Source organism: Azospirillum halopraeferens DSM 3675 (genome assembly GCF_000429625.1).
Lineage (GTDB): Bacteria > Pseudomonadota > Alphaproteobacteria > Azospirillales > Azospirillaceae > Azospirillum > Azospirillum halopraeferens.
In genome coordinates this window covers 366,763-384,484 of the sequence record NZ_AUCF01000001.1, presented here as the reverse complement: position 1 = coordinate 384,484, position 17,722 = coordinate 366,763, and the positions used below count along the sequence as shown (strand labels likewise).

The 17,722-nt window shown below is 69.7% G+C and carries 20 protein-coding genes and 2 tRNA genes; 11 read left to right on the top strand and 11 right to left on the bottom strand.

Annotation, left to right across the window (positions count from 1 at the left end; translation table 11 throughout):
- Positions 1–50: 50 nt before the first annotated feature.
- Positions 51–1,445 (bottom strand): TolC family outer membrane protein, encoded by a 1,395-nt coding sequence (locus G472_RS0101840; protein ID WP_035690667.1) that lies wholly within the window; start codon positions 1,443–1,445, stop codon positions 51–53.
- A gap of 100 nt (positions 1,446–1,545) precedes the next feature.
- Positions 1,546–2,202: a protein-L-isoaspartate O-methyltransferase family protein gene (locus G472_RS0101835; RefSeq protein WP_029006997.1), complete on the bottom strand. Its 657-nt coding sequence runs from the start codon at positions 2,200–2,202 to the stop codon at positions 1,546–1,548.
- 225 nt (positions 2,203–2,427) lie between these two features.
- On the opposite strand from G472_RS0101835, the gene G472_RS0101830 reads away from it, so the two are divergent.
- The 3 genes from G472_RS0101830 to G472_RS0101820 all read left to right on the top strand — a co-directional run bounded on the left by G472_RS0101830 (position 2,428) and on the right by G472_RS0101820 (position 3,239).
- Positions 2,428–2,501, top strand: a tRNA-Cys gene (locus G472_RS0101830).
- Between the two features lie 160 nt (positions 2,502–2,661).
- Positions 2,662–2,736 (top strand) — tRNA-Asn (locus G472_RS0101825).
- 266 nt (positions 2,737–3,002) lie between these two features.
- On the top strand, positions 3,003–3,239 hold the full coding sequence (locus tag G472_RS0101820; protein WP_029006996.1) for a hypothetical protein: 237 nt from the start codon (positions 3,003–3,005) through the stop codon (positions 3,237–3,239).
- Positions 3,240–3,249: 10 nt separating this feature from the next.
- On the opposite strand, the gene G472_RS0101815 is transcribed toward G472_RS0101820, so the two are convergent.
- Together G472_RS0101815 and G472_RS0101810 are read right to left on the bottom strand one after the other, a co-directional pair.
- Entirely contained in the window at positions 3,250–3,489 is a 240-nt protein-coding gene (locus G472_RS0101815; RefSeq protein WP_029006995.1) for a hypothetical protein, read from the bottom strand.
- A 107-nt stretch (positions 3,490–3,596) separates the two neighbouring features.
- Positions 3,597–3,782, bottom strand: coding sequence for a hypothetical protein (locus G472_RS0101810; protein ID WP_029006994.1), 186 nt, complete (start codon positions 3,780–3,782; stop codon positions 3,597–3,599).
- Between the two features lie 133 nt (positions 3,783–3,915).
- Between G472_RS0101810 and G472_RS0101805 the strand changes: the two genes are divergently transcribed.
- Both G472_RS0101805 and G472_RS0101800 read left to right on the top strand, forming a co-directional pair.
- Positions 3,916–4,920 carry a S1C family serine protease gene (locus G472_RS0101805; protein ID WP_051340159.1) on the top strand — a complete coding sequence of 335 codons (1,005 nt, stop codon included), beginning with the start codon at positions 3,916–3,918 and terminating at the stop codon, positions 4,918–4,920.
- 80 nt (positions 4,921–5,000) lie between these two features.
- Positions 5,001–5,606, top strand: a complete 606-nt coding sequence (locus tag G472_RS0101800; protein WP_029006992.1) for an NUDIX domain-containing protein — start codon at positions 5,001–5,003, stop codon at positions 5,604–5,606.
- 1 nt (position 5,607) lies between these two features.
- On the opposite strand, the gene choV is transcribed toward G472_RS0101800, so the two are convergent.
- From choV to G472_RS0101785, 3 genes are all read right to left on the bottom strand, one after another.
- Positions 5,608–6,834 (bottom strand): choline ABC transporter ATP-binding protein, encoded by a 1,227-nt coding sequence (gene choV / locus G472_RS30735; protein ID WP_035690665.1) that lies wholly within the window; start codon positions 6,832–6,834, stop codon positions 5,608–5,610.
- Positions 6,834–7,673: a choline ABC transporter permease subunit gene (gene choW, locus G472_RS0101790; protein WP_029006991.1), complete on the bottom strand. Its 840-nt coding sequence runs from the start codon at positions 7,671–7,673 to the stop codon at positions 6,834–6,836. Before choW ends, choV begins: the two co-directional genes overlap by 1 nt.
- Before the next feature lie 64 nt (positions 7,674–7,737).
- Positions 7,738–8,703, bottom strand: a complete 966-nt coding sequence (locus G472_RS0101785) for a choline ABC transporter substrate-binding protein (RefSeq protein ID WP_029006990.1) — start codon at positions 8,701–8,703, stop codon at positions 7,738–7,740.
- A gap of 209 nt (positions 8,704–8,912) precedes the next feature.
- Between G472_RS0101785 and betI the strand changes: the two genes are divergently transcribed.
- From betI to cowN, 5 genes are all read left to right on the top strand, one after another.
- On the top strand, positions 8,913–9,509 hold the full coding sequence (betI, locus tag G472_RS0101780; RefSeq protein ID WP_029006989.1) for a choline-binding transcriptional repressor BetI: 597 nt from the start codon (positions 8,913–8,915) through the stop codon (positions 9,507–9,509).
- 14 nt (positions 9,510–9,523) lie between these two features.
- Positions 9,524–10,981, top strand: coding sequence for a betaine-aldehyde dehydrogenase (gene betB, locus G472_RS0101775; protein ID WP_051340157.1), 1,458 nt, complete (start codon positions 9,524–9,526; stop codon positions 10,979–10,981).
- A 24-nt stretch (positions 10,982–11,005) separates the two neighbouring features.
- Positions 11,006–12,670, top strand: coding sequence for a choline dehydrogenase (betA, locus tag G472_RS0101770; RefSeq protein ID WP_029006987.1), 1,665 nt, complete (start codon positions 11,006–11,008; stop codon positions 12,668–12,670).
- Between the two features lie 27 nt (positions 12,671–12,697).
- Positions 12,698–13,459, top strand: coding sequence for a LytTR family transcriptional regulator (locus G472_RS0101765; protein ID WP_245593359.1), 762 nt, complete (start codon positions 12,698–12,700; stop codon positions 13,457–13,459).
- 119 nt (positions 13,460–13,578) lie between these two features.
- Positions 13,579–13,863 carry a N(2)-fixation sustaining protein CowN gene (gene cowN, locus G472_RS0101760; RefSeq protein WP_245593358.1) on the top strand — a complete coding sequence of 95 codons (285 nt, stop codon included), beginning with the start codon at positions 13,579–13,581 and terminating at the stop codon, positions 13,861–13,863.
- A gap of 6 nt (positions 13,864–13,869) precedes the next feature.
- On the opposite strand, the gene G472_RS0101755 is transcribed toward cowN, so the two are convergent.
- Together G472_RS0101755 and wrbA are read right to left on the bottom strand one after the other, a co-directional pair.
- Positions 13,870–14,841, bottom strand: a complete 972-nt coding sequence (locus G472_RS0101755) for a glutathione S-transferase family protein (protein WP_029006984.1) — start codon at positions 14,839–14,841, stop codon at positions 13,870–13,872.
- A 25-nt stretch (positions 14,842–14,866) separates the two neighbouring features.
- Complete coding sequence (wrbA, locus tag G472_RS0101750; protein ID WP_029006983.1) at positions 14,867–15,469, bottom strand: NAD(P)H:quinone oxidoreductase; 603 nt, start codon at positions 15,467–15,469, stop codon at positions 14,867–14,869.
- Between the two features lie 119 nt (positions 15,470–15,588).
- On the opposite strand from wrbA, the gene G472_RS0101745 reads away from it, so the two are divergent.
- Complete coding sequence (locus tag G472_RS0101745) at positions 15,589–16,521, top strand: LysR family transcriptional regulator (RefSeq protein ID WP_029006982.1); 933 nt, start codon at positions 15,589–15,591, stop codon at positions 16,519–16,521.
- A 7-nt stretch (positions 16,522–16,528) separates the two neighbouring features.
- On the opposite strand, the gene G472_RS0101740 is transcribed toward G472_RS0101745, so the two are convergent.
- Together G472_RS0101740 and ndk are read right to left on the bottom strand one after the other, a co-directional pair.
- Positions 16,529–17,035, bottom strand: a complete 507-nt coding sequence (locus G472_RS0101740) for a hypothetical protein (protein WP_029006981.1) — start codon at positions 17,033–17,035, stop codon at positions 16,529–16,531.
- 168 nt (positions 17,036–17,203) lie between these two features.
- Complete coding sequence (gene ndk, locus G472_RS0101735) at positions 17,204–17,626, bottom strand: nucleoside-diphosphate kinase (protein ID WP_029006980.1); 423 nt, start codon at positions 17,624–17,626, stop codon at positions 17,204–17,206.
- Between the last annotated feature and the right edge of the window lie 96 nt (positions 17,627–17,722).

The window sequence follows — 17,722 nt, the reverse complement described above, 5'->3', positions numbered from 1 at the left end:
TGAGGAGCGCGGAAAATGCCACCCGGCAAATGCATGGCTCTGTGGCCGTATCACTCGGTGACGTCCGTACCCCACCACTTGCCGCGCACCTGCTGGTAGTGATCGTCCATGTTGTACTGGTCGACCGGCAGGTTGAGCTGCTGGGCGGTCAGGGACCCGATGGCCGACAGGAGCTGGAAGGCGGCGACCATCTCCTGGCGCTGGGCGCGCACCAGGTTGACGCGCGCGTTGAGGAGTTCCTGCTCCTGGTTCAGCACGTCCAGGACGGTGCGCGATCCCACCTGGGCTTCCTGGCGCACACCCTCCAGGGCGATCTCGGCGGCCGAGATCTGCGAACGGTAGGATGCGATGCTGGCCCGTGCGGTGGCCAGGCTCTGCCAGCCGGAGATCGCCGACTCCACCACCTGACGGCGGGTATCCTCGATCTGGATTCGGAAGCGGTTGGCCGTCTGCTTGGCTTCGCGAACCCGCGCCTCCGGCAACCCGGCCTGATAGAGGGGGATGACCACCTGTGCCCGGAACTGGAGGCTGTCGGTCCGATCGATGTTCACACCCGACGAGGACGACGGATCGAAGGTGCTCTGCCCCGCGGCGGACAGGTTGGCGGACGGCAGCAGGTTGCCGTAGAGCTGATCGACCGTCTGGCGCTGCGCCTCCTCGTTGAAGCTGGCGGCGAGCACGGCCGGGTTGTTGGCGCGCGCCATTTCGACGGCGTCGTCCAGGGCCCGCGGCAGCTTGAAGGTGGGCTTGGGCGCCTTCAGTTCGCCGGGCCGCGAGCCGACCGCGCGCTCGTAACGGGCACGGGACACCTGCAGCGCTCCTTCGGAGGCGATTCGGTTGGCCGTCGCCTCGGCCAGGCGCGACTCCGACTGGCTAACGTCGGTGCGGGTGTACTCGCCCACACGGAAGCGGTCCCGCGCGGCTTCGAGATTGCGCCGCAGCACCTGCTCCTGGTTGGTGGCGAGCGTCAGCACCGCCTGGTCCTGCACCACGTCGAGATAGGCGGTCGCGGCCTGGAGGAGGACGGTCTGCTCGGTCGACAGCACGGTCGCGCGCTGCGCCTGGACCAGCGCCTCCGACCGGCGGACCGAGGGGGCGACCGTGGCGTTGTAGAGCGGCTGCGTCACCGAAACCCCAACGGACTTCGGTGTGCTCTCGTTGCCGACCGTGCCGGCGCCGGACACCCGGCTGTTGGTGGCGTTGCGCGTGACGTCGGCGGTGGCCTGGACCGAGGGGCGGTAGCCCGACAGAGCCTGGGCCACGGTCTCGTCGACGGCGCGCAACTGGGCGCGCTGTGCCGCCAACGCGGGGTTGGTGGCATAGGCCTGTGCCAGCGCCTGTTCGAGCGACTGGGCGCCCGCAGCGGCGGAGAATCCGAAGGCCGCCCCGGCGAGAAGCGCCGTCGCCAGCCAACGGTGCACGGTACGGCTACGTCGATCACTCATGTCTTCGAACCTTCCTGTACGGGCGGCGTACGTTCGCGCCGTCCTCTTAGCATTCGAAGCGCGGCCCGGCGGGCCGCGTTCCCTGATGTGTCGCGACGGCTCAGAACACGAACCCGGGCTTCGGTTCGAAGCCGGGCAGAAGATGAGGGTGCGCCTCGAACAGGACGCGGCCGGACACCACGCCGCCGGTGCGGCGGTACAGGCGGATCTGACCGATCCCGCCCTCACCCCGTACGGCGACGACCATACGCCCGCCTTCGGCGAGCTGTTCGCCGAAGGCCGCGGGCACCTCGGCCACCGCCCCCTCGAACACGATGACGTCATAGGGGCCCTGGGCGGCGTAGCCTTCCGTCATGGCCCCGGTCACCACCAGCGCGTTGTCGGCGCCCACCTCCTGAAGCGCCTCACCGGCGCGCGCCGCCAGACCGGCGTCGCTCTCGACACCCACCACCGTCGCCGCCAGGCGGGCCAGGATGGCCGTCGAGTAACCGGTGCCGCAGCCGACGTCGAGCACGACATCGCCGGGACCCACCTGGACCTCCTGCAGCATCCGGGCGAAGACCATGGGCTCCATCAGGTAGCGGCCGTTGCCGATGGCGACATCCTCGTCCACATAGGCGATGCCGCGCGATGCCTTGGGGACGAACAGTTCCCGGGGCACATCCAGCATCGCCTCGACCAGACGCTGGTCGGTGACCTTGTTCGGACGGATCTGTCCCTCGACCATGAAGTAGCGGGCGGCGGCGTAATCGGACATGGCGGTCGCAATCGCATCGGTTGAAACGGCGTTGGCGCCAAGCGGCTTCCGCAGCTTCGCAGCCTTGGCCGTATATATCCGGAACGCCACCCGAACACAACGGCGCGTGGCCGGCGGAGCCGTTGCGCGTTCATGCGTCGGCAAGCGCACTTGACCGGGGGGCCGGGGATCGCTATACCTGCCGCTCCGTTCGCGGCGGCCCTTCGGGGGATCGCCCGACGCGGTGGCGCGGTGGCAGAGTGGCTATGCAGCGGACTGCAAATCCGTCTATGCCGGTTCGATTCCGGCCCGTGCCTCCACCCGAATGCGCCGGATCACGGCAGACGAAAGGCCCCTCCTCCCCGGTGGGGCCTTTCGTCGTTCCCGCCGGCCGATACGCCAAATCAATCCTTCGCACGGTCGGGCAATTCGGTGTTGACGGGCGGAAGACGGGTCGCTAAATACGCCCGCACACCCTGATCCGGCGTGGCGCAGCGGTAGCGCAGCGGACTGTTAATCCGTTGGTCGTAGGTTCGAATCCTACCGCCGGAGCCAATTGGAGAACGCCCGTCTTCCCGGCCTGAGCGGCGGAAGGCGGGCGTTTTTCTTTCCGCCCGGCCGTGGTCCGCCGCGGCGCCTATGGCCATCGCCCGATCCATTGATTTCGGGCTATCGCCCGATCCGCCATTTTCCGGCTGTCGAAAGGGATCGCCTCCACCTCTTCCGGTCGAATGACAGGGACTCGGTGCAGGGGTTAGGCTATATTATCTGCAGCGATCATTCGTTCGTCGCCTGCACCCCATCGGGCGGAGGAGCGTGCCATGTTCGTGCATTCGCTTGCGAGTCGTAAGGCCCATACAATCGCGCCCGGACGGGTCACCTCCGACGGCGATGCCGGGCTCGGCCACGGATGGTTTGCGGCGGTCGCGGTGTTCGCCGGGGCCGTAGCGCTCGCGGTCATCCTGCTGGGCGATCGCGTCGGCGCGGTCCACGGCGACGATCCGCTGACCCTGCCCAAGGCGACGCGCTCCATGGATATGGCCCCCCTGCGGTTCTGAACACCCGCCGTCAGGGTCCGCCCGGCTCATCGTAGAGAAGGCGTTCGTCCGGATCGCCGGCACCGGGCTGGCCGATGTCGCGTTTCCATTCGCCGCACCAGTCGGTGGACAGGGTGACGGGAAACCGGCCATCGGGGCTGCGCGAGGTGACCACGGGCGGCAAACGCCGGCAGGTGCCCCGCGGGCCGCGCTGGCGCACGCCCTGCCCTTCCCAGAAGCGGCAGGTGTAGCAGGAATCGGTACGCTTCATCGGCGGGATCGCGCGTCCTCAGGGGGTGGCATCCGGGGCCGTCCACTATCGGCCAAGCCGGGGCGCCCGTCGACGGGAAATCCGCTGCCGGACGCCGGCGGTGCGCCTCAGCCGGCGGGTGTTGCCGGCGGCTTGCCCGGCTTCAGGGTATCGGCGCAGCGGACGTAGTATTCCTTGATCTCGGCATCCAGTTCCATGCGCCGGCGGCCCTCCTGCGACGTCGCCGGTGCCTCGGCAAGGCGCTGGTATTCGGCCATCGCCTGTTCCAGTTCGCGCGGGCTGTTGATGGTCATGGCGGATCGCTCTCCTGTCTGATGGACCGGACATAAGCAACGCGGTCCGGCGGTGTATGTTGCGCAGCCGCTTGCCATACCGCCCCCCGCGACCGATCTTCTTTCCCGGACCATCCCCGGCCGCGAGGGGACCATGACCGCTTCCGATCGATTGCGCCGTCTCGCCGCCGGTGTCGCCGCCGGCCTCCTGGCCATGCTGGCCGCCGCCGGGGCCGCCGCGCAGGCGCTCGATCCGGAGCGTCTGCTCGCCGCCGTCGTCCGCGTCGAGGCGGAGATCCCCGGCGATGCCCAGTCGGCCCGCACCCTGGGCACCGACCGCACGGGGACCGGTGTCGCCATCGACGGCGACGGGCTGATCGTCACCATCGGCTACACGGTGATGGAGGCGGCATCGATCACCGTGACCACGCAGACCGGGCGCCGCCATCCGGCGGAGCTGGTGGCCTATGACCAGGCAAGCGGATTCGGCCTGTTGCGCGCCGGGTTCGGCTTCGACGCGCCACCCCTGCCGCTCGGCGATTCCGCGGCCGCCGGCGAAGGCACTCCGGTCCTGGTGTTGAGCCGCGGCGGCGCCCACGCGGCCATGCCGGCCATGGTGGTCAGCCGGCGGGAGTTCGCCGGGTACTGGGAGTATCTGCTGGACAACGCCATCTTCACCGCCCCGCCCCACCCCGCCTTCAACGGTGCGGCGCTGGTCGACGGCAGCGGCCGGCTGGTCGGCATCGGCTCCCTGATCGTGGGCGAAGCGGTGCCGGGGCGGGCGGTGCCGGGCAACATGTTCGTTCCGGTCTCGGAGTTGACGCCAATTCTCGGCGATCTGCTGGCCTTCGGGCAGAGGCAGGATCCGCCGCGGCCCTGGCTGGGGGTCAGCTTGCGGGAGGAACGGGACTGGCTGTTGGTGGAGCGGGTCACCGCCAACGGCCCGGCCCATGCCGCCGGCCTGCGGGCGGGTGACCGCATCGTCGGCATCGGCGGGCGCAGCGCCGGCAAGCTCGCCGGATTCTACCGCACCCTCTGGGACCTCGGCCCGGCCGGGGTGGCCGTGCCCCTGACCGTGCTGCGCGGGACCGCGGTGGTGCCGTTGACCGTGGAATCGGCCGATCGCCTCCGGCACATGCGCCTGCGCCCGACCTATTGAGGGACTGCGGTGGCTCGCGCCGCCGCCGGGATTGGGGTACACCGGCGGGGCCCCCACCCCTCCGCGAGGACGCGCGCGCCATGAATCACCCCGACGTCGACATTCTGGAATCCACGACGGTTCACGACGGCTTTCTCAAGGTCGATGTCTACCGCATGCGTCACCGCCGGTTCGACGGCACCTGGACGCCGCCCCTGGCGCGGGAGGTCTGCGACCGCGGGCACGCGGTGGGCATCCTGCTCTACGATCCTGACCGGGATGCGGTGGTGTTGATCGAGCAATTCCGCACCGGCGCCGCGGCATCGGGGCTGAACCCCTGGCTGACCGAGGTGGTCGCCGGCATGATCGACCGGGACGAATCGGCCGAGGCGGTGGCACGGCGCGAGGCGTTCGAGGAGGCCGGCTGTACCGTGCGCGAGATCGAGTCGATCTGCGACTATTTCTCCAGCCCCGGCGCCTTCACCGAATACGTGTCGGTGTTCTGCGGGCGGGTCGACAGCACCGGCCTGGCCGCGACCGGCGGCTTGGCGGAGGAGCACGAGGATATCCGCGTCAAGGTGGTCACCGCCGACGAGGCGATCCGTCTGCTGGACGAGAACAAGCTGAACAACTCCGTCACCGTCATCGCGCTCGCCTGGTTCGCCCGCCATCGCGACCGGCTGCGGGCCGTGTGGACGGTTGCGTGAATCACACCGCGTCCTGACGGCCGTCGTCGCTGACGCGATCGGCGGGGCGGCCGAGGATGCCGCGGTACAGTTCGGCGTTGCCGATGGCGCCGATCAGCCGGCCGTCGGCCTTGACGATGATGGGGGCGCCGGTGCGGCGGCGGATCTCCAGCGCTTCGCGCATGGTGATGTGGGGCGGCGCGGAGACGACGGTGCGCCGCGCCAGCCCGTCCACCTGGGCGGGGCCGCGGTAGTCGACGATGGGCACCGCGTCCCGGCCGTCCATGGTGGCCGACGCCGGCCCCCCCTGCCCGTCCAGGCGCACGGCGGTCCGCGTCTCCGCCTCCACCATCACCACGCCGTTCAGTGTGCGCAGGGCGTCCACCGGCGTCATGATCGAGGCGCCGCGCAGAACGTTGATCGGGTTCATGTGGGCCACGAAGTCGGCCACGTAAGCGTTCACGGGGTTGAGCGCGATGTCCTCCGGCGTGCCGGTCTGGACGATGCGGGCGTTGTCCATGATGGCGATGCGGTTGCCCAGCTTCATCGCCTCGTCCAGGTCGTGGCTGACGAAGATGATGGTCTTGCGCAGCCGCTGCTGAAGCTCCAGCAGTTCGTCCTGCAGCTTGCAGCGGATCAGCGGGTCGAGGGCGGAAAACGGTTCGTCCATCAGCAAAATCGGCGCGTCGAGCGCGAAAGCGCGGGCCAGCCCGACGCGCTGCTGCATGCCCCCGGACAGCTCGTGGGCGTAGGCGTTCTTCCACGCCTCCAGGCCCACCATGGCCAGCTTCTCGGCCACCACCGCGTCGCGCTGCGCCCGTGGCACGCCCTGGAGTTCCAGGCCGAATCCCACGTTCTCCGCCACCGTGCGCCAGGGCAGCAGCGCGAATTGCTGGAACACCATGGCGATGGCGTGGGTGCGCAGATGGTTCAGGGCGCGCCGGTCGCACGACGCCACATCGATGGTGCGCCCCGCCACGGTCACCAGCATGCGGCCGCGGGTCGGGCTGTTGAGACCGTTGACGCAGCGCAGCAGCGTCGACTTGCCCGATCCCGACAGCCCCATCAGCACGCAGATCTCGCCTTCGCGCACGTCCAGCGTGGCGCCGGCGACGCCGACGATGTGGCCCGTCCGTTCCTGGATCGCCGTGCGGTCGAGCCCCTGATCGAGCAGGGCCAGGGCCGGATTCGGCCGCTTGCCGAACACCACGTCGACGGCGCGGAACGACACCGCGGGTGCGCCGCTCATCAGCGCTTCCTTTCCGGTTGCTTGAACACGCGGTCCATGACGATCGCCAGGATGACGATGGCCAGCCCCGCCTCGAACCCCATGCCGATGTTGACGGTGTTGAGCGCCCGCACCACCGGCTTGCCCAGCCCGCCGGCGCCGACCAGGGCGGCGATCACCACCATCGACAGGGACAGCATGATGCACTGGGTCAGGCCGGCCATGATGGCGGGCATGGCGTGGGGCAGTTCGATCTTCCACAAAAGCTGACGGCGCGACGCGCCGAAACTCTCCCCCGCCTCCAGCAGCGGCCGCGGGGTGGACGAGATGCCGAGATGGGTCAGGCGCACCGGCGCCGCCACGGCGAAGATCACCGTGGAGATCAGTCCCGGCACCACGCCCAGCCCGAACAGGATCAGCGTCGGGATAAGGTAGACGAAGGTCGGGATCGTCTGCGTCAGGTCGAGAACCGGCCGCAGCACCTGGTAGAGCCAGGGCCGATGCGCCGCCGCGATCCCCAGCGGCACGCCGACGGCCATGCACATGGCGGTGGCAAACAGCACCAGCGCCAGCGTCTCCATGGTCGCCGCCCAATAGCCCAGGTTGACGATCAGCAGCAGCGCCGGCACGATCAGCGCCACCAGCCGCCACGAGCGGTGCAGCCACCAGGCCAGCGCCGCGAACAGCCCGATCAGGGCCAGCGGGTGCGCCCACAGCAGCAGGTCGGTCACCGCCCCGATCATCGCGCCCAGCCCGTCGGATATGGCGTAGAACACGAACGCCGCGTGCTCGTTCAGCCAGTCCACGGCCAGGCGCATCCAGTGCCCCAGCGGGATCTTGTGTTCGGTCAGCCAGTTCATGGGATCACGTCCGCGTTGCGGACCCCGGTGCCGGCGGCGGAACGGCCGGCACCGGGGCCGCCGGTCAGTTGGCCAGCGCCTTCGCGACGGCGGCCCGGGCGTCGCCGCCGTCGAAGGTGGTGACCCCGTCCAGCCAGCCCAGCGCCACGTCCGGGTGCTTCTTCAGCCACGCCCTGGCGGCGGCGTCCGGCTCCGCCCCGTCGTTGAGGATGGCCCCCATGATCTCGTTCTCCATGGCGAGCGTGAAGGTGACGTTGCCCACGAAGCGGCCGACGTTCGGGCAGTCCGTCCGGTAGCCCTTGCGCACGTTGGTGTGAACGGTGGCGCCGCCGAAGTCGGGGCCGAAGACGTCGTCACCCCCCGACAGGTACACCATGTCGTGGTTGGCGTTCATCGGGTGCGGTTCCCAGCCCAGGAAGACGATCCATTCCTTGCGGTTTTCCGCCCGCGACACCTGCGCCAGCATGCCCTGCTCGGAGCTTTCGACCAGCTCGAACCCCTTCAGGCCGAAGGTGCCGGCGTCGATCATCCCCTGGATCAGCCGGTTGCCGTCGTTGCCCGGTTCGATGCCGTAGATCCGGCCCTTCAGCTTATCCTTGAAGGTCGCGATGTCGGCGAAGCTGCGCAGGCCGCCGTCGGCCACGTACTTCGGCACTGCCAGCGTGTACTTGGCACCCGTGAGGTTCGGCCCCAGCGTCTCCACCGAGCCGTCCGCCAGATAGGGGGCGATATCCGCCTCCATGGTCGGCATCCAGTTGCCCAGGAACACGTCGATGTCGCCGTTCTTCAGGCTGGCGTAGGTCACGGGCACCGCCAGCATCTCCGCCGTCGGCCGGTAGCCCAGCGCGTCCAGCACGACGGAGGTGGCGGCGGTGGTCGCCGTGATGTCGGTCCAGCCCACGTCGGAAAAACGCACGGACCGGCAGGACTCCGGGTCGGCCGCCGCGGCGCCCGTGATGGTGCCGGCGGTGAGCAGGGTCGTCAGCAGGGCGCCGGCCAGGGCGGCGCGTCGGGGCGATGGGGTGGTCATCGTGTCTGGTGTCTCCTCTTCCAGGGGCGGGCGAACGGCAACGCACCGACGCCCGGCGGACGGCAGCCCTCCCGGCCGTAACCGTACTGCCATTTTCGGAAGCCGCGCCAGAGGCAGACGCAATCCGGTTCTTGATTGACTGTTCAATTAAAATAAGACAGGTTGGGCCTTTCAATGACAATGCACGCTGCAGAACAACGGCCGATAATATGCCAAAAGTCGGAGTGCAGCCGATCCGTCGGCGCCAGCTCATCGAAGCCACGATCGACGCCATCCACGCCTATGGTTATGACGATACAACGGTGGCGAAAATTGCCGCTTTGGCCGGTCTATCGCCGGGAATTATTTCCCACTACTTCGGCAGCAAGGGGGAGCTTTTGGAGGCCACCATGCGGTCCCTGCTGACCGAGTTGCGCCGGACCACCGTGAGCCAACTCGCCGCAGCCGACGCGCCCCTGGACCGCATCGCCGCCATCGTCGCTGCCAACTTCCATGAAACCCAGTGCACGCCCCCCGTGGTGGCCTCCTGGCTGGCCTTCTGGGCGCAGGTTCCCCACGCCCCCGACCTGGCGCGGCTGCAACGGATCTACCGGTCGCGCCTGCGCTCCAACCTGCGGCGGGAGTTGCGGCGGCTCGGCCTGGACCGGGAGGCCGCCGCCGACGTGGCGGAACTGCTGGCCAGCCTGATCGACGGCATCTGGGTGCGGGCGGCGCTGGCCGGCGGTGGTCTCGACACCGTCCGCGCGCGCCGGCGGGTCATGGATACCCTGCGCCTGCACCTGGCCGCCGCCGGTGCCGACCTTTGAACGACGGAACAGCCATGGACGTCATCCCTCTCCACATCGGCGGCCGGCCGACCGAAGCGGTCTCCGGCGCCACCTTCGAGACCCGCAACCCGGCCACCGGTGCCGTGCTCGCCCGCGTCGCCCTGGCGTCCGACGCCGACGTCGACCGCGCCGTCGCCGCGGCGCGCGAGGGGTTCGCGGTGTGGTCGGCCATGACCGGGGCGGAGCGCGGGCGCATCCTGCGCCGCGCCGCCGACCTGCTGCGCGCCCGCAACGACGAGCTGGCCCGTCTGGAAACCCTCGACACCGGCCGGCCGATCCAGGAAACCCGGGTGGTCGACGTGGTGTCCGGGGCCGACTGCCTGGACTACTTCGCCGGCCTGGCCCCGACTCTCACCGGCAGGCACATTCCGCTGGGGCCGCAGGCGTTCGCCTACACCCGGCGGGAGCCGCTTGGGGTGTGCGCAGGGATCGGCGCATGGAACTACCCGCTCCAGATCGCCTGCTGGAAATCGGCGCCGGCGCTCGCCTGCGGCAATGCCATGGTGTTCAAGCCGGCCGAGCTGACGCCCCTGACCGCCGTCCGGCTGGCCGAAATCTACGCCGAGGCCGGGCTGCCGCCCGGTGTCTTCAACGTCGTCCAGGGCTTCGCCGACACCGGCCGCGCCCTGACCCGGCATCCCGGCGTGGCCAAGGTGTCGCTGACCGGCGAGGTGAAGACGGGCAAGGCGGTGATGGCCGACGCCGCCCGCACGCTGAAGCCGGTGACCATGGAGCTGGGCGGCAAGTCGCCGCTGATCGTGTTCGACGACGCGCACCTGGACAACGCCGTTGGCGGCGCCCTGCTCGGCAACTTCTACAGCCAGGGGGAGATCTGCTCCAACGGCACGCGGGTGTTCGTGCACCGCACCGTGCGCGACGCCTTCCTGGAGCGGCTGAAGGCCCGCACGGAACGCATGGTGATCGGCGATCCCCTCGACCCTGCCACCCATGTGGGGCCGCTGATCGCGGCGGAGCACATGCAGAAGGTGCTTCATTGCATCGCGCAGGGCCGGCGGGCGGGGGCCACCCTGGTCACCGGCGGGCACCGGGTGACCGACGGCGCCTGCGCCGACGGCTGGTACGTCGCCCCCACGATCTTCGCCGACTGCACCGATGACATGGCCGTGGTGCGGGAGGAGATCTTCGGGCCGGTCATGGCGGTCCTGACCTTCGACGGGGAGGACGAGGTGATCGCCCGCGCCAACGCCACCCCGTACGGGCTGGCGGCCGGGGTGTTCACCCGCGACATCGCCCGCGCCCACCGGGTGGTGGCCCGGCTGGAGGCGGGGACCTGCTGGATCAACAGCTACAACCTGACACCGGTGGAGATGCCGTTCGGGGGAATCAAGCAATCGGGCATCGGCCGCGAGAACGGCCACGCCGCCGTCGAGCACTACACCCAGATCAAAAGCGTCTATGTGGCGCTGGGCGACGTCGACAGCCCGTACTGAACGATACAGGGAGGGGAAGCCGCGATGGGCGAGACCTTCGACTACGTCATCGTCGGGGCGGGATCGGCGGGCTGCGTGCTGGCCAGCCGGCTGACCGAGGACCGCGACGTCACCGTGCTGCTGCTGGAGGCCGGTCCGCGCGACCACGCCTGGGACTGGCGCATCCACATGCCGAGCGCGCTCAGCTACCCCATGCATTCGCGCACTTACGCCTGGGACTATCACACCGTGCCGCAACCCAACCTGGGGGGGCGCCGGCTGCACTGGCCGCGCGGCCGGGTGCTGGGGGGCTCCTCCTCCATCAACGGCATGGCCTATGTGCGAGGCCATGCGCTGGACTACGAGCGATGGGCGGAGGATCCGGCCCTGCGCCACTGGTCCTACGCCAATGTCCTGCCCTATTTCCGCCGGGCGGAGGCGCGGGACGGCGGGGCCGACGACTACCACGGCGGTGACGGCCCGCTGCGGGTGACCACCGGGGCCGCCCGCAACCCGCTGTACCGGGCGTTCATCGAGGCGGCGGTCGAGGCCGGCTATCCCCGCACCGAAGACCAGAACGGCTTTCGGCAGGAGGGGTTCGGCACCATGGACATGACGGTCCACGGCGGCCGGCGCTGGTCCGCCGCCAGGGCCTATCTGCACCCGGCGCGCCGGCGGCCGAACCTGACGGTGCGCACCGGCGCCCTCACCACCCGGGTGCTGCTGGAGAACGGACGCGCCCGCGGCCTGGAATACGCCACCCGCGACGGCGGCCTGTGCCGAGTCGATGCGGAGCGGGAGGTCATCCTGTCCGGCGGCCCCATCAACTCGCCGCAGCTTCTGATGCTCTCGGGCATCGGCGACGCCGGGTCCCTGCGCGCCGCCGGGGTGCGGCCGCGCCACCACCTGCCGGGCGTGGGGCGCAACCTCCAGGACCATCTGGAGATCTACGTGCAGCAGGAATCGCTGCAGCCGATCACCCTCCATTCCGCCCTCAACCCCCTGCGCATGCTGTGCATCGGGGCGCGGTGGCTGCTGTTCCGCAGCGGTCCCGGCGCCACCAACCATTTCGAGGCCGGCGGTTTCATCCGCTCGCGCGCCGGGGTCCGGCATCCCGACCTGCAATACCATTTCCTGCCCATGGCCGTGCGCTACGACGGCCGCAACCCGTCGGGCGGCCACGGCTACCAGGCGCACGTCGGCCCCATGCGCTCCCGCAGCACCGGCACGGTGACCCTGAAGAGCGCCGACCCGCGCGAGCATCCGCTGATCGACCCCCGCTGCATGAGCCACCCCGACGATTGGGTGGAGATGCGGGCGGCCGTGCGCCTGACCCGCGAGATCTTCGCGCAACCGGCCTTCGCCCCCTTCCGCGGGGCGGAACTGGCGCCGGGACCGGCGGTGCGCACCGACGCGGAGATCGACGCCTGGGTGGCCGGCCATTGCGAGAGCGCGTTCCATCCCTCCTGCACCTGCAAGATGGGCTCCGATGACGAGTCGGTGGTCGACGGGGACTGCCGCGTGCGGGGGCTGGAGGGGCTGCGGGTCGTGGACAGCTCCGTCATGCCCTCCATCGTCTCCGGCAACCTGAACGCCCCGACGATCATGATCGCGGAGAAGGCGGCGGACATCATCCGCGGCCGCCCGCCCCTGCCCCCGTCCAACGCCCCCTTCCATGTGGCGGAGACCTGGCGGACGGCCCAGCGCTGAGTCTCCTGCCCCCGCTGCGAATCCCCCTTGCACGCCGGGCGCGGCTGGCCGACCCTGGCACACGCCATGACCACCGCCCGCCGGCCCGCACCGGCCCCCTCGGGAAGTTTCGAATACCGCCTGCAGCGCACGCCCGTCGGCGTGGTGATCCTGGACGTTTGCCGACGGGTCACCGCGGTCAACGCGGTGGCCGGCCGACTGCTGCGGCTGCGCGACGCCAACCCGCTGGGCGTCGACATCCTGGACCTGCACCCGTCGGCGGCCCGCGCCCGCGTGCGCTGGCTGATCGACGCCGCCGAGAACGCCGACGACGGCACCGCCGGCATGGTGGTGACCACCCCCATGGGCAGTCTGGTGGCCAAGGTCACGCTGCTGGGCGACGGGGGATTCTGCATGATGTTCCACGCCCTCGGCGATCTTCCCATGGCGGGCGACGCCGCGGCGGACCGCCCGCGTCTGCTGAAGCTGCCGATCCACCGGGGCAGCGCCACCGCCCTGGTGGACATCTCCGACGTGCTGTGCCTGAGTGCGCGGGGCCACTACGCCGAGGCGCTGACCGCGGCCGGCGTCCATCTCTGCCCGCTGCCGCTGGCCAAGCTGGAGGAGCGGCTGGACCCGCTGGTGTTCGTGCGCATCCACCGGCGCCATCTGGTGAACCTGCGCCATGTCCGCGCCGTGGAGCGCGTGGACGGACGCTGGACCCTGGCCCTGACCGGCGAGCATACGCCGGCGCGCATTCCCGTCAGCCGCGACAAGGTGGATCTGGTGCGCCGGCTGCTGGCCGTATGATGCCGTTCGTGCGCCGGCGATGCTATTCGTGCATGGCGGCGGCGGTTGGCGCGTCGCCGGTTGAGCGCCGCGCGCGCCGGTGACAGGGTGTCCGGGCACACGGCTCCACAGGTGGGATGATGACCCGGCTTGCCCGCTACACCTCTTTCGCCTCCATCGACTTCGACGGGAACATGGACGCGGTGCTGCGGCACCTGCGGCGCTACATCGACGATCCCGCCACGACCAACGCCTTCTGGGAGCGCTTCAAGCAACGGTTGGCGCAGGCCCGGGCGGGCGGCGCCCCGGCGGACGCGCTGCTGCTCATGCACTCCCATGTCTACTACATGGTCGAACTGTTCGAGGAGCATGAGGACGAGGAGGCCCTGGCCGCCCTGCGCAAGCTGGAGGAGGAGTGCTTCTGAGCGCGCTTACGCCGCAGCACCGGGGGCCGGGCCCAGCCGTTCCCGCCCGTGGGGGGCGTCGAGGTCCAGGGTGGGACCCTTGGGGACGATGGCGGTCGGGTTGATCATCGTATGGCTGGCGTAGTAGTGCCGCTTGATGTGGTCGAAATCGACCGTTCCGGCGACGCCGGGGACCTGATAGAGGTCGCGCAGATAGCCCGACAGGTTGGCATAGTCGGCGATCCGGCGCAGGTTGCACTTGAAATGGCCGACATAGACCGGGTCGAAACGCACCAGCGTGGTGAACAGGCGCCAGTCCGCCTCGGTCAATCGGTTGCCGACCAGATAACGGGTGGTGGCGAGGCGGCGGTCGAGGTCGTCGAGTGCTGCGAACAGCGCGTCGAAGGCGGCGTCGTACTTGTCCTGCGTGGTGGCGAAGCCGGCCTTGTAGACGCCGTTGTTGACCCGGTCGTAGACGAAGGCGTTGACGCGGTCGATCTCCGCGCGCAGGTCCTCCGGGCAGAGGTCGAGCGCGGCGTTGCCGTACGCGTCGAACTCCCGGTTCAGCATGCGCATGATCTCGGCCGATTCGTTGTTCACGATCGTGCCGGTGCGGCGGTCCCACAGCACCGGCACGGTGACCCGGCCGCTGTAGTCGGACCGCGCCTTGGTGTAGACCTCGTGCAGGAAGCGCTTGCCGTTGACGGCGTCGGCACCCTCCGGCAACTCCCATCCGTTCTCCCGCATCAGCGGATCGACGACCGAGACGGACAGGACGTCCTCCAGCCCCTTGAGGGCGCGCACGATCAGCGTGCGATGCGCCCACGGGCAGGCAAGCGAGACGTAGAGATGGTAGCGCCCCGGTTCCGCCCGGTAGGGGGTGGAACCGTCGGCGCTCACCCGGTCACGGAACTGCGTCTCCGGCCGGACGAAGGCGCCGCCGGTGGCGGCGGTGTCGTACCACTGGTCGGTCCAGCGGCCGTCGATCAGCAGTCCCATGGGTCACTCCTTTGCAGACGTACGCTTACCCGAACAGCTTGGTGGCGATTTCGGCCACGTGGCGGCCCTGGAACCGCGCGCCATCCAGTTCGACCGCGCTCGGCTGCCGCGACCCGTCGCCGCCGGCGATGGTCGACGCGCCATAGGGCGAGCCGCCGACAATCTCCGACAGCCCCATCTGGCCCTGGAAGCTGTAGGGCAGCCCGACGATCACCATGCCGTGGTGGAGCAGGGTCACGTGGGTGGTGAGGATGGTGCTCTCCTGCCCGCCGTGCTGGGTCGCGGTGGAGGTGAAGACGCTGCCCACCTTGCCGATCAGCGCGCCCTTGGCCCACAGGCCGCCGGTCTGGTCCAGGAAGTTGCGCATCTGCGCCGCCATGTTGCCGAACCGCGTCGGCGTGCCGAAGATGATGGCGTCATAGCCGGGCAGCTCATCGACCGTTGCGACGGGCACCGAAGGATCGTCCCTGAAGTTGGCTTTGGCGCGGACCTCGTCGGGCACCAGTTCGGGCACCCGCTTCACGGCCACCTCGGTGCCGGCGACCGAGCGCGCGCCTTCGGCGACGGCGTTGGCCATTGTCGCGGTGTGGCCGTAGCTGCTGTAGTAGAGAACCAGGACCTTGGCCATTTCGTACTCCCGTTGCATGATCCGGCGGGGCATCGCCGCACGCACAGAGGTAGCGCGTTGACGCCGAGCCGGAAATCGGGCATCCGGACACCATATTGTTCCGGATCGGGGGACAATCCATGGACCGCCTCGACGACATGCACGCTTTCATCAAGGTGGTGGAGGCCCGCAGCTTCACCGCGGCGGCCGACAAGCTGGGCCTGTCCAAGTCGGTGGTGTCGCGGCGGATCGCCGATCTGGAATACCGGCTGGGCGCCCGTCTGCTGAACCGCACCACCCGCCGCCTCAGCCTGACGGAGGTGGGACAGGCGTTCTACGAGCGCTGTATCCGCATCCTCGCCGACCTGGAGGAGGCGGAGCGTGCCGCGTCGGACCTGCACGCCACCCCCCGCGGCCGGCTGAAGATCAACGCACCGCTGTCCTTCGGACTGCTGCACCTGGCCCCGGCGATCGCCCAATTCCTGGACGCCCATCCCGCCATCGAGATCGAGATCGATCTGAACGACCGCTTCGTGGACCTGATCGACGAGGGGTACGACGTGGCGGTGCGCATCGGGCGGCTGCGCGACAGTTCGCTCATCGCCCGGCGCCTTGCCCCCAACCACCGTGTGGTGTGCGCCAGCCCGGCCTACCTGGAGGCGTACGGCACGCCCGCCACGCCCGACGATCTGGCGGGCCACGCCTGCCTGATCTACACCAACACCCCGACGGCCGAGCAGTGGCAGTTTCGCCATGACGGCGAAACCCGGTCGGTGCGGGTGTCGGGGGTGCTGCGCGCCAACAACGGCGACATGCTGCACGCGGCGGCGGTGGCCGGGCGCGGCATCGCCGCGCTGCCAACCTTCCTGTGCGGCGACTCCCTGCGGGCGGGCCGCCTGCGCTGCCTGTTCGACGACTGCTATTTCTCGGAATCGGGCGTGTACGCGGTCTATCCGCAGAATCGCCATCTGTCGCCCAAGGTGCGGGCGTTCGTCGACTTCCTCGCCGCCCGCTTCGGCCCGTCCCCCTATTGGGACGACGGCCTGAGGGGGGCAGGCGGCGGGTCCGGGTGACGGCGGGTCAGGCGAAGCCCGGCGGCGGCTCCACGTCGTCGGAAGCCTCGGCCCGGCCGAGAAGCAGGTCGCGCACCTCGATCACCAGACCGTCGACGGAGTCGCGCCAATCGTCCTTGTTCCCCTGGAGCGCCTGCATGATGTGCGTCGCCATGTGGATCAGGGTGGCGCGCACGCACTCTTCGGGCGGAAAGTCGAAGGCCAGCGTGTCGCGCAGGAAGACGCCGAGCTGGTCGGGCGCGTTCCAGGGATGGACGATCACCTCGTCGAAGCCGCTGGCGCCGAGGAACACGGTGTTGAGCGCGCTGGCGAGCCGGTAGATGTCGTCCACGGCGTCGTCCTGGGTGGCCGAACCGGCGATGGCCTGCTGGAAGCTGTTCAGGCAGCGGTCGACATAGGTGCGCACCAGCAGTTCCACGGCCCGCTCATCGCCCAGGTCGATGCGCCCCTCGACCTCGCCGGCGACCGGCTTCAGCAGCGATACGACGATCGGCTGGTTTTCGGGGAAATCCATCACCCTGCTCCTTCTGGCACATCGTCCTGACCCGCATAGCGCAGAACGACCGTGGTGTCCATGCGCGGACTGTCGCCAACTGTAACAGGAAGACACGGGCGCCCGATGCAAAAAGGGCCGCCCCGGCGGGACGGCCCTTCTTTCGGTGGAGCGGTTGATCCGTTCGGATCAGCCGACGATCTCCAGCTCGGAGAAGAAGAAGCGGATCTCCTGGGCGGCCGTCTCCGCCGCGTCGGAGCCGTGCACCGAGTTCGCCTCGATGGACTCCGCGAAGTCCTTGCGGATGGTGCCGGCGGCAGCGTTGGCCGGGTTGGTGGCGCCCATGATCTCGCGGTTGCGCGCGACGGCGTTCTCACCCTCCAGCACCTGGACGACGACCGGGCCGGAGATCATGAACTCCACCAGGTCCTTGAAGAAGGCGCGCTCGGCGTGGACGGCGTAGAACTTCTCAGCCATCTCGCGGGTCAGGCGGACGCGCTTCTGCGCGACGATGCGCAGGCCGCCATCCTCGAAGCGGGCGTTGATCTTGCCCGTCAGGTTGCGGCGGGTGGCGTCGGGCTTGATGATCGAGAGGGTGCGTTCGACGGCCATGGGGCGGATGCTCCTTGTTGACGGCAAGCGCCCAACCCTTGTGCGTCGGTGGTCACGGGGGGCGCCGGTGCGCGGCGTTATACTGGCGGTTTACGC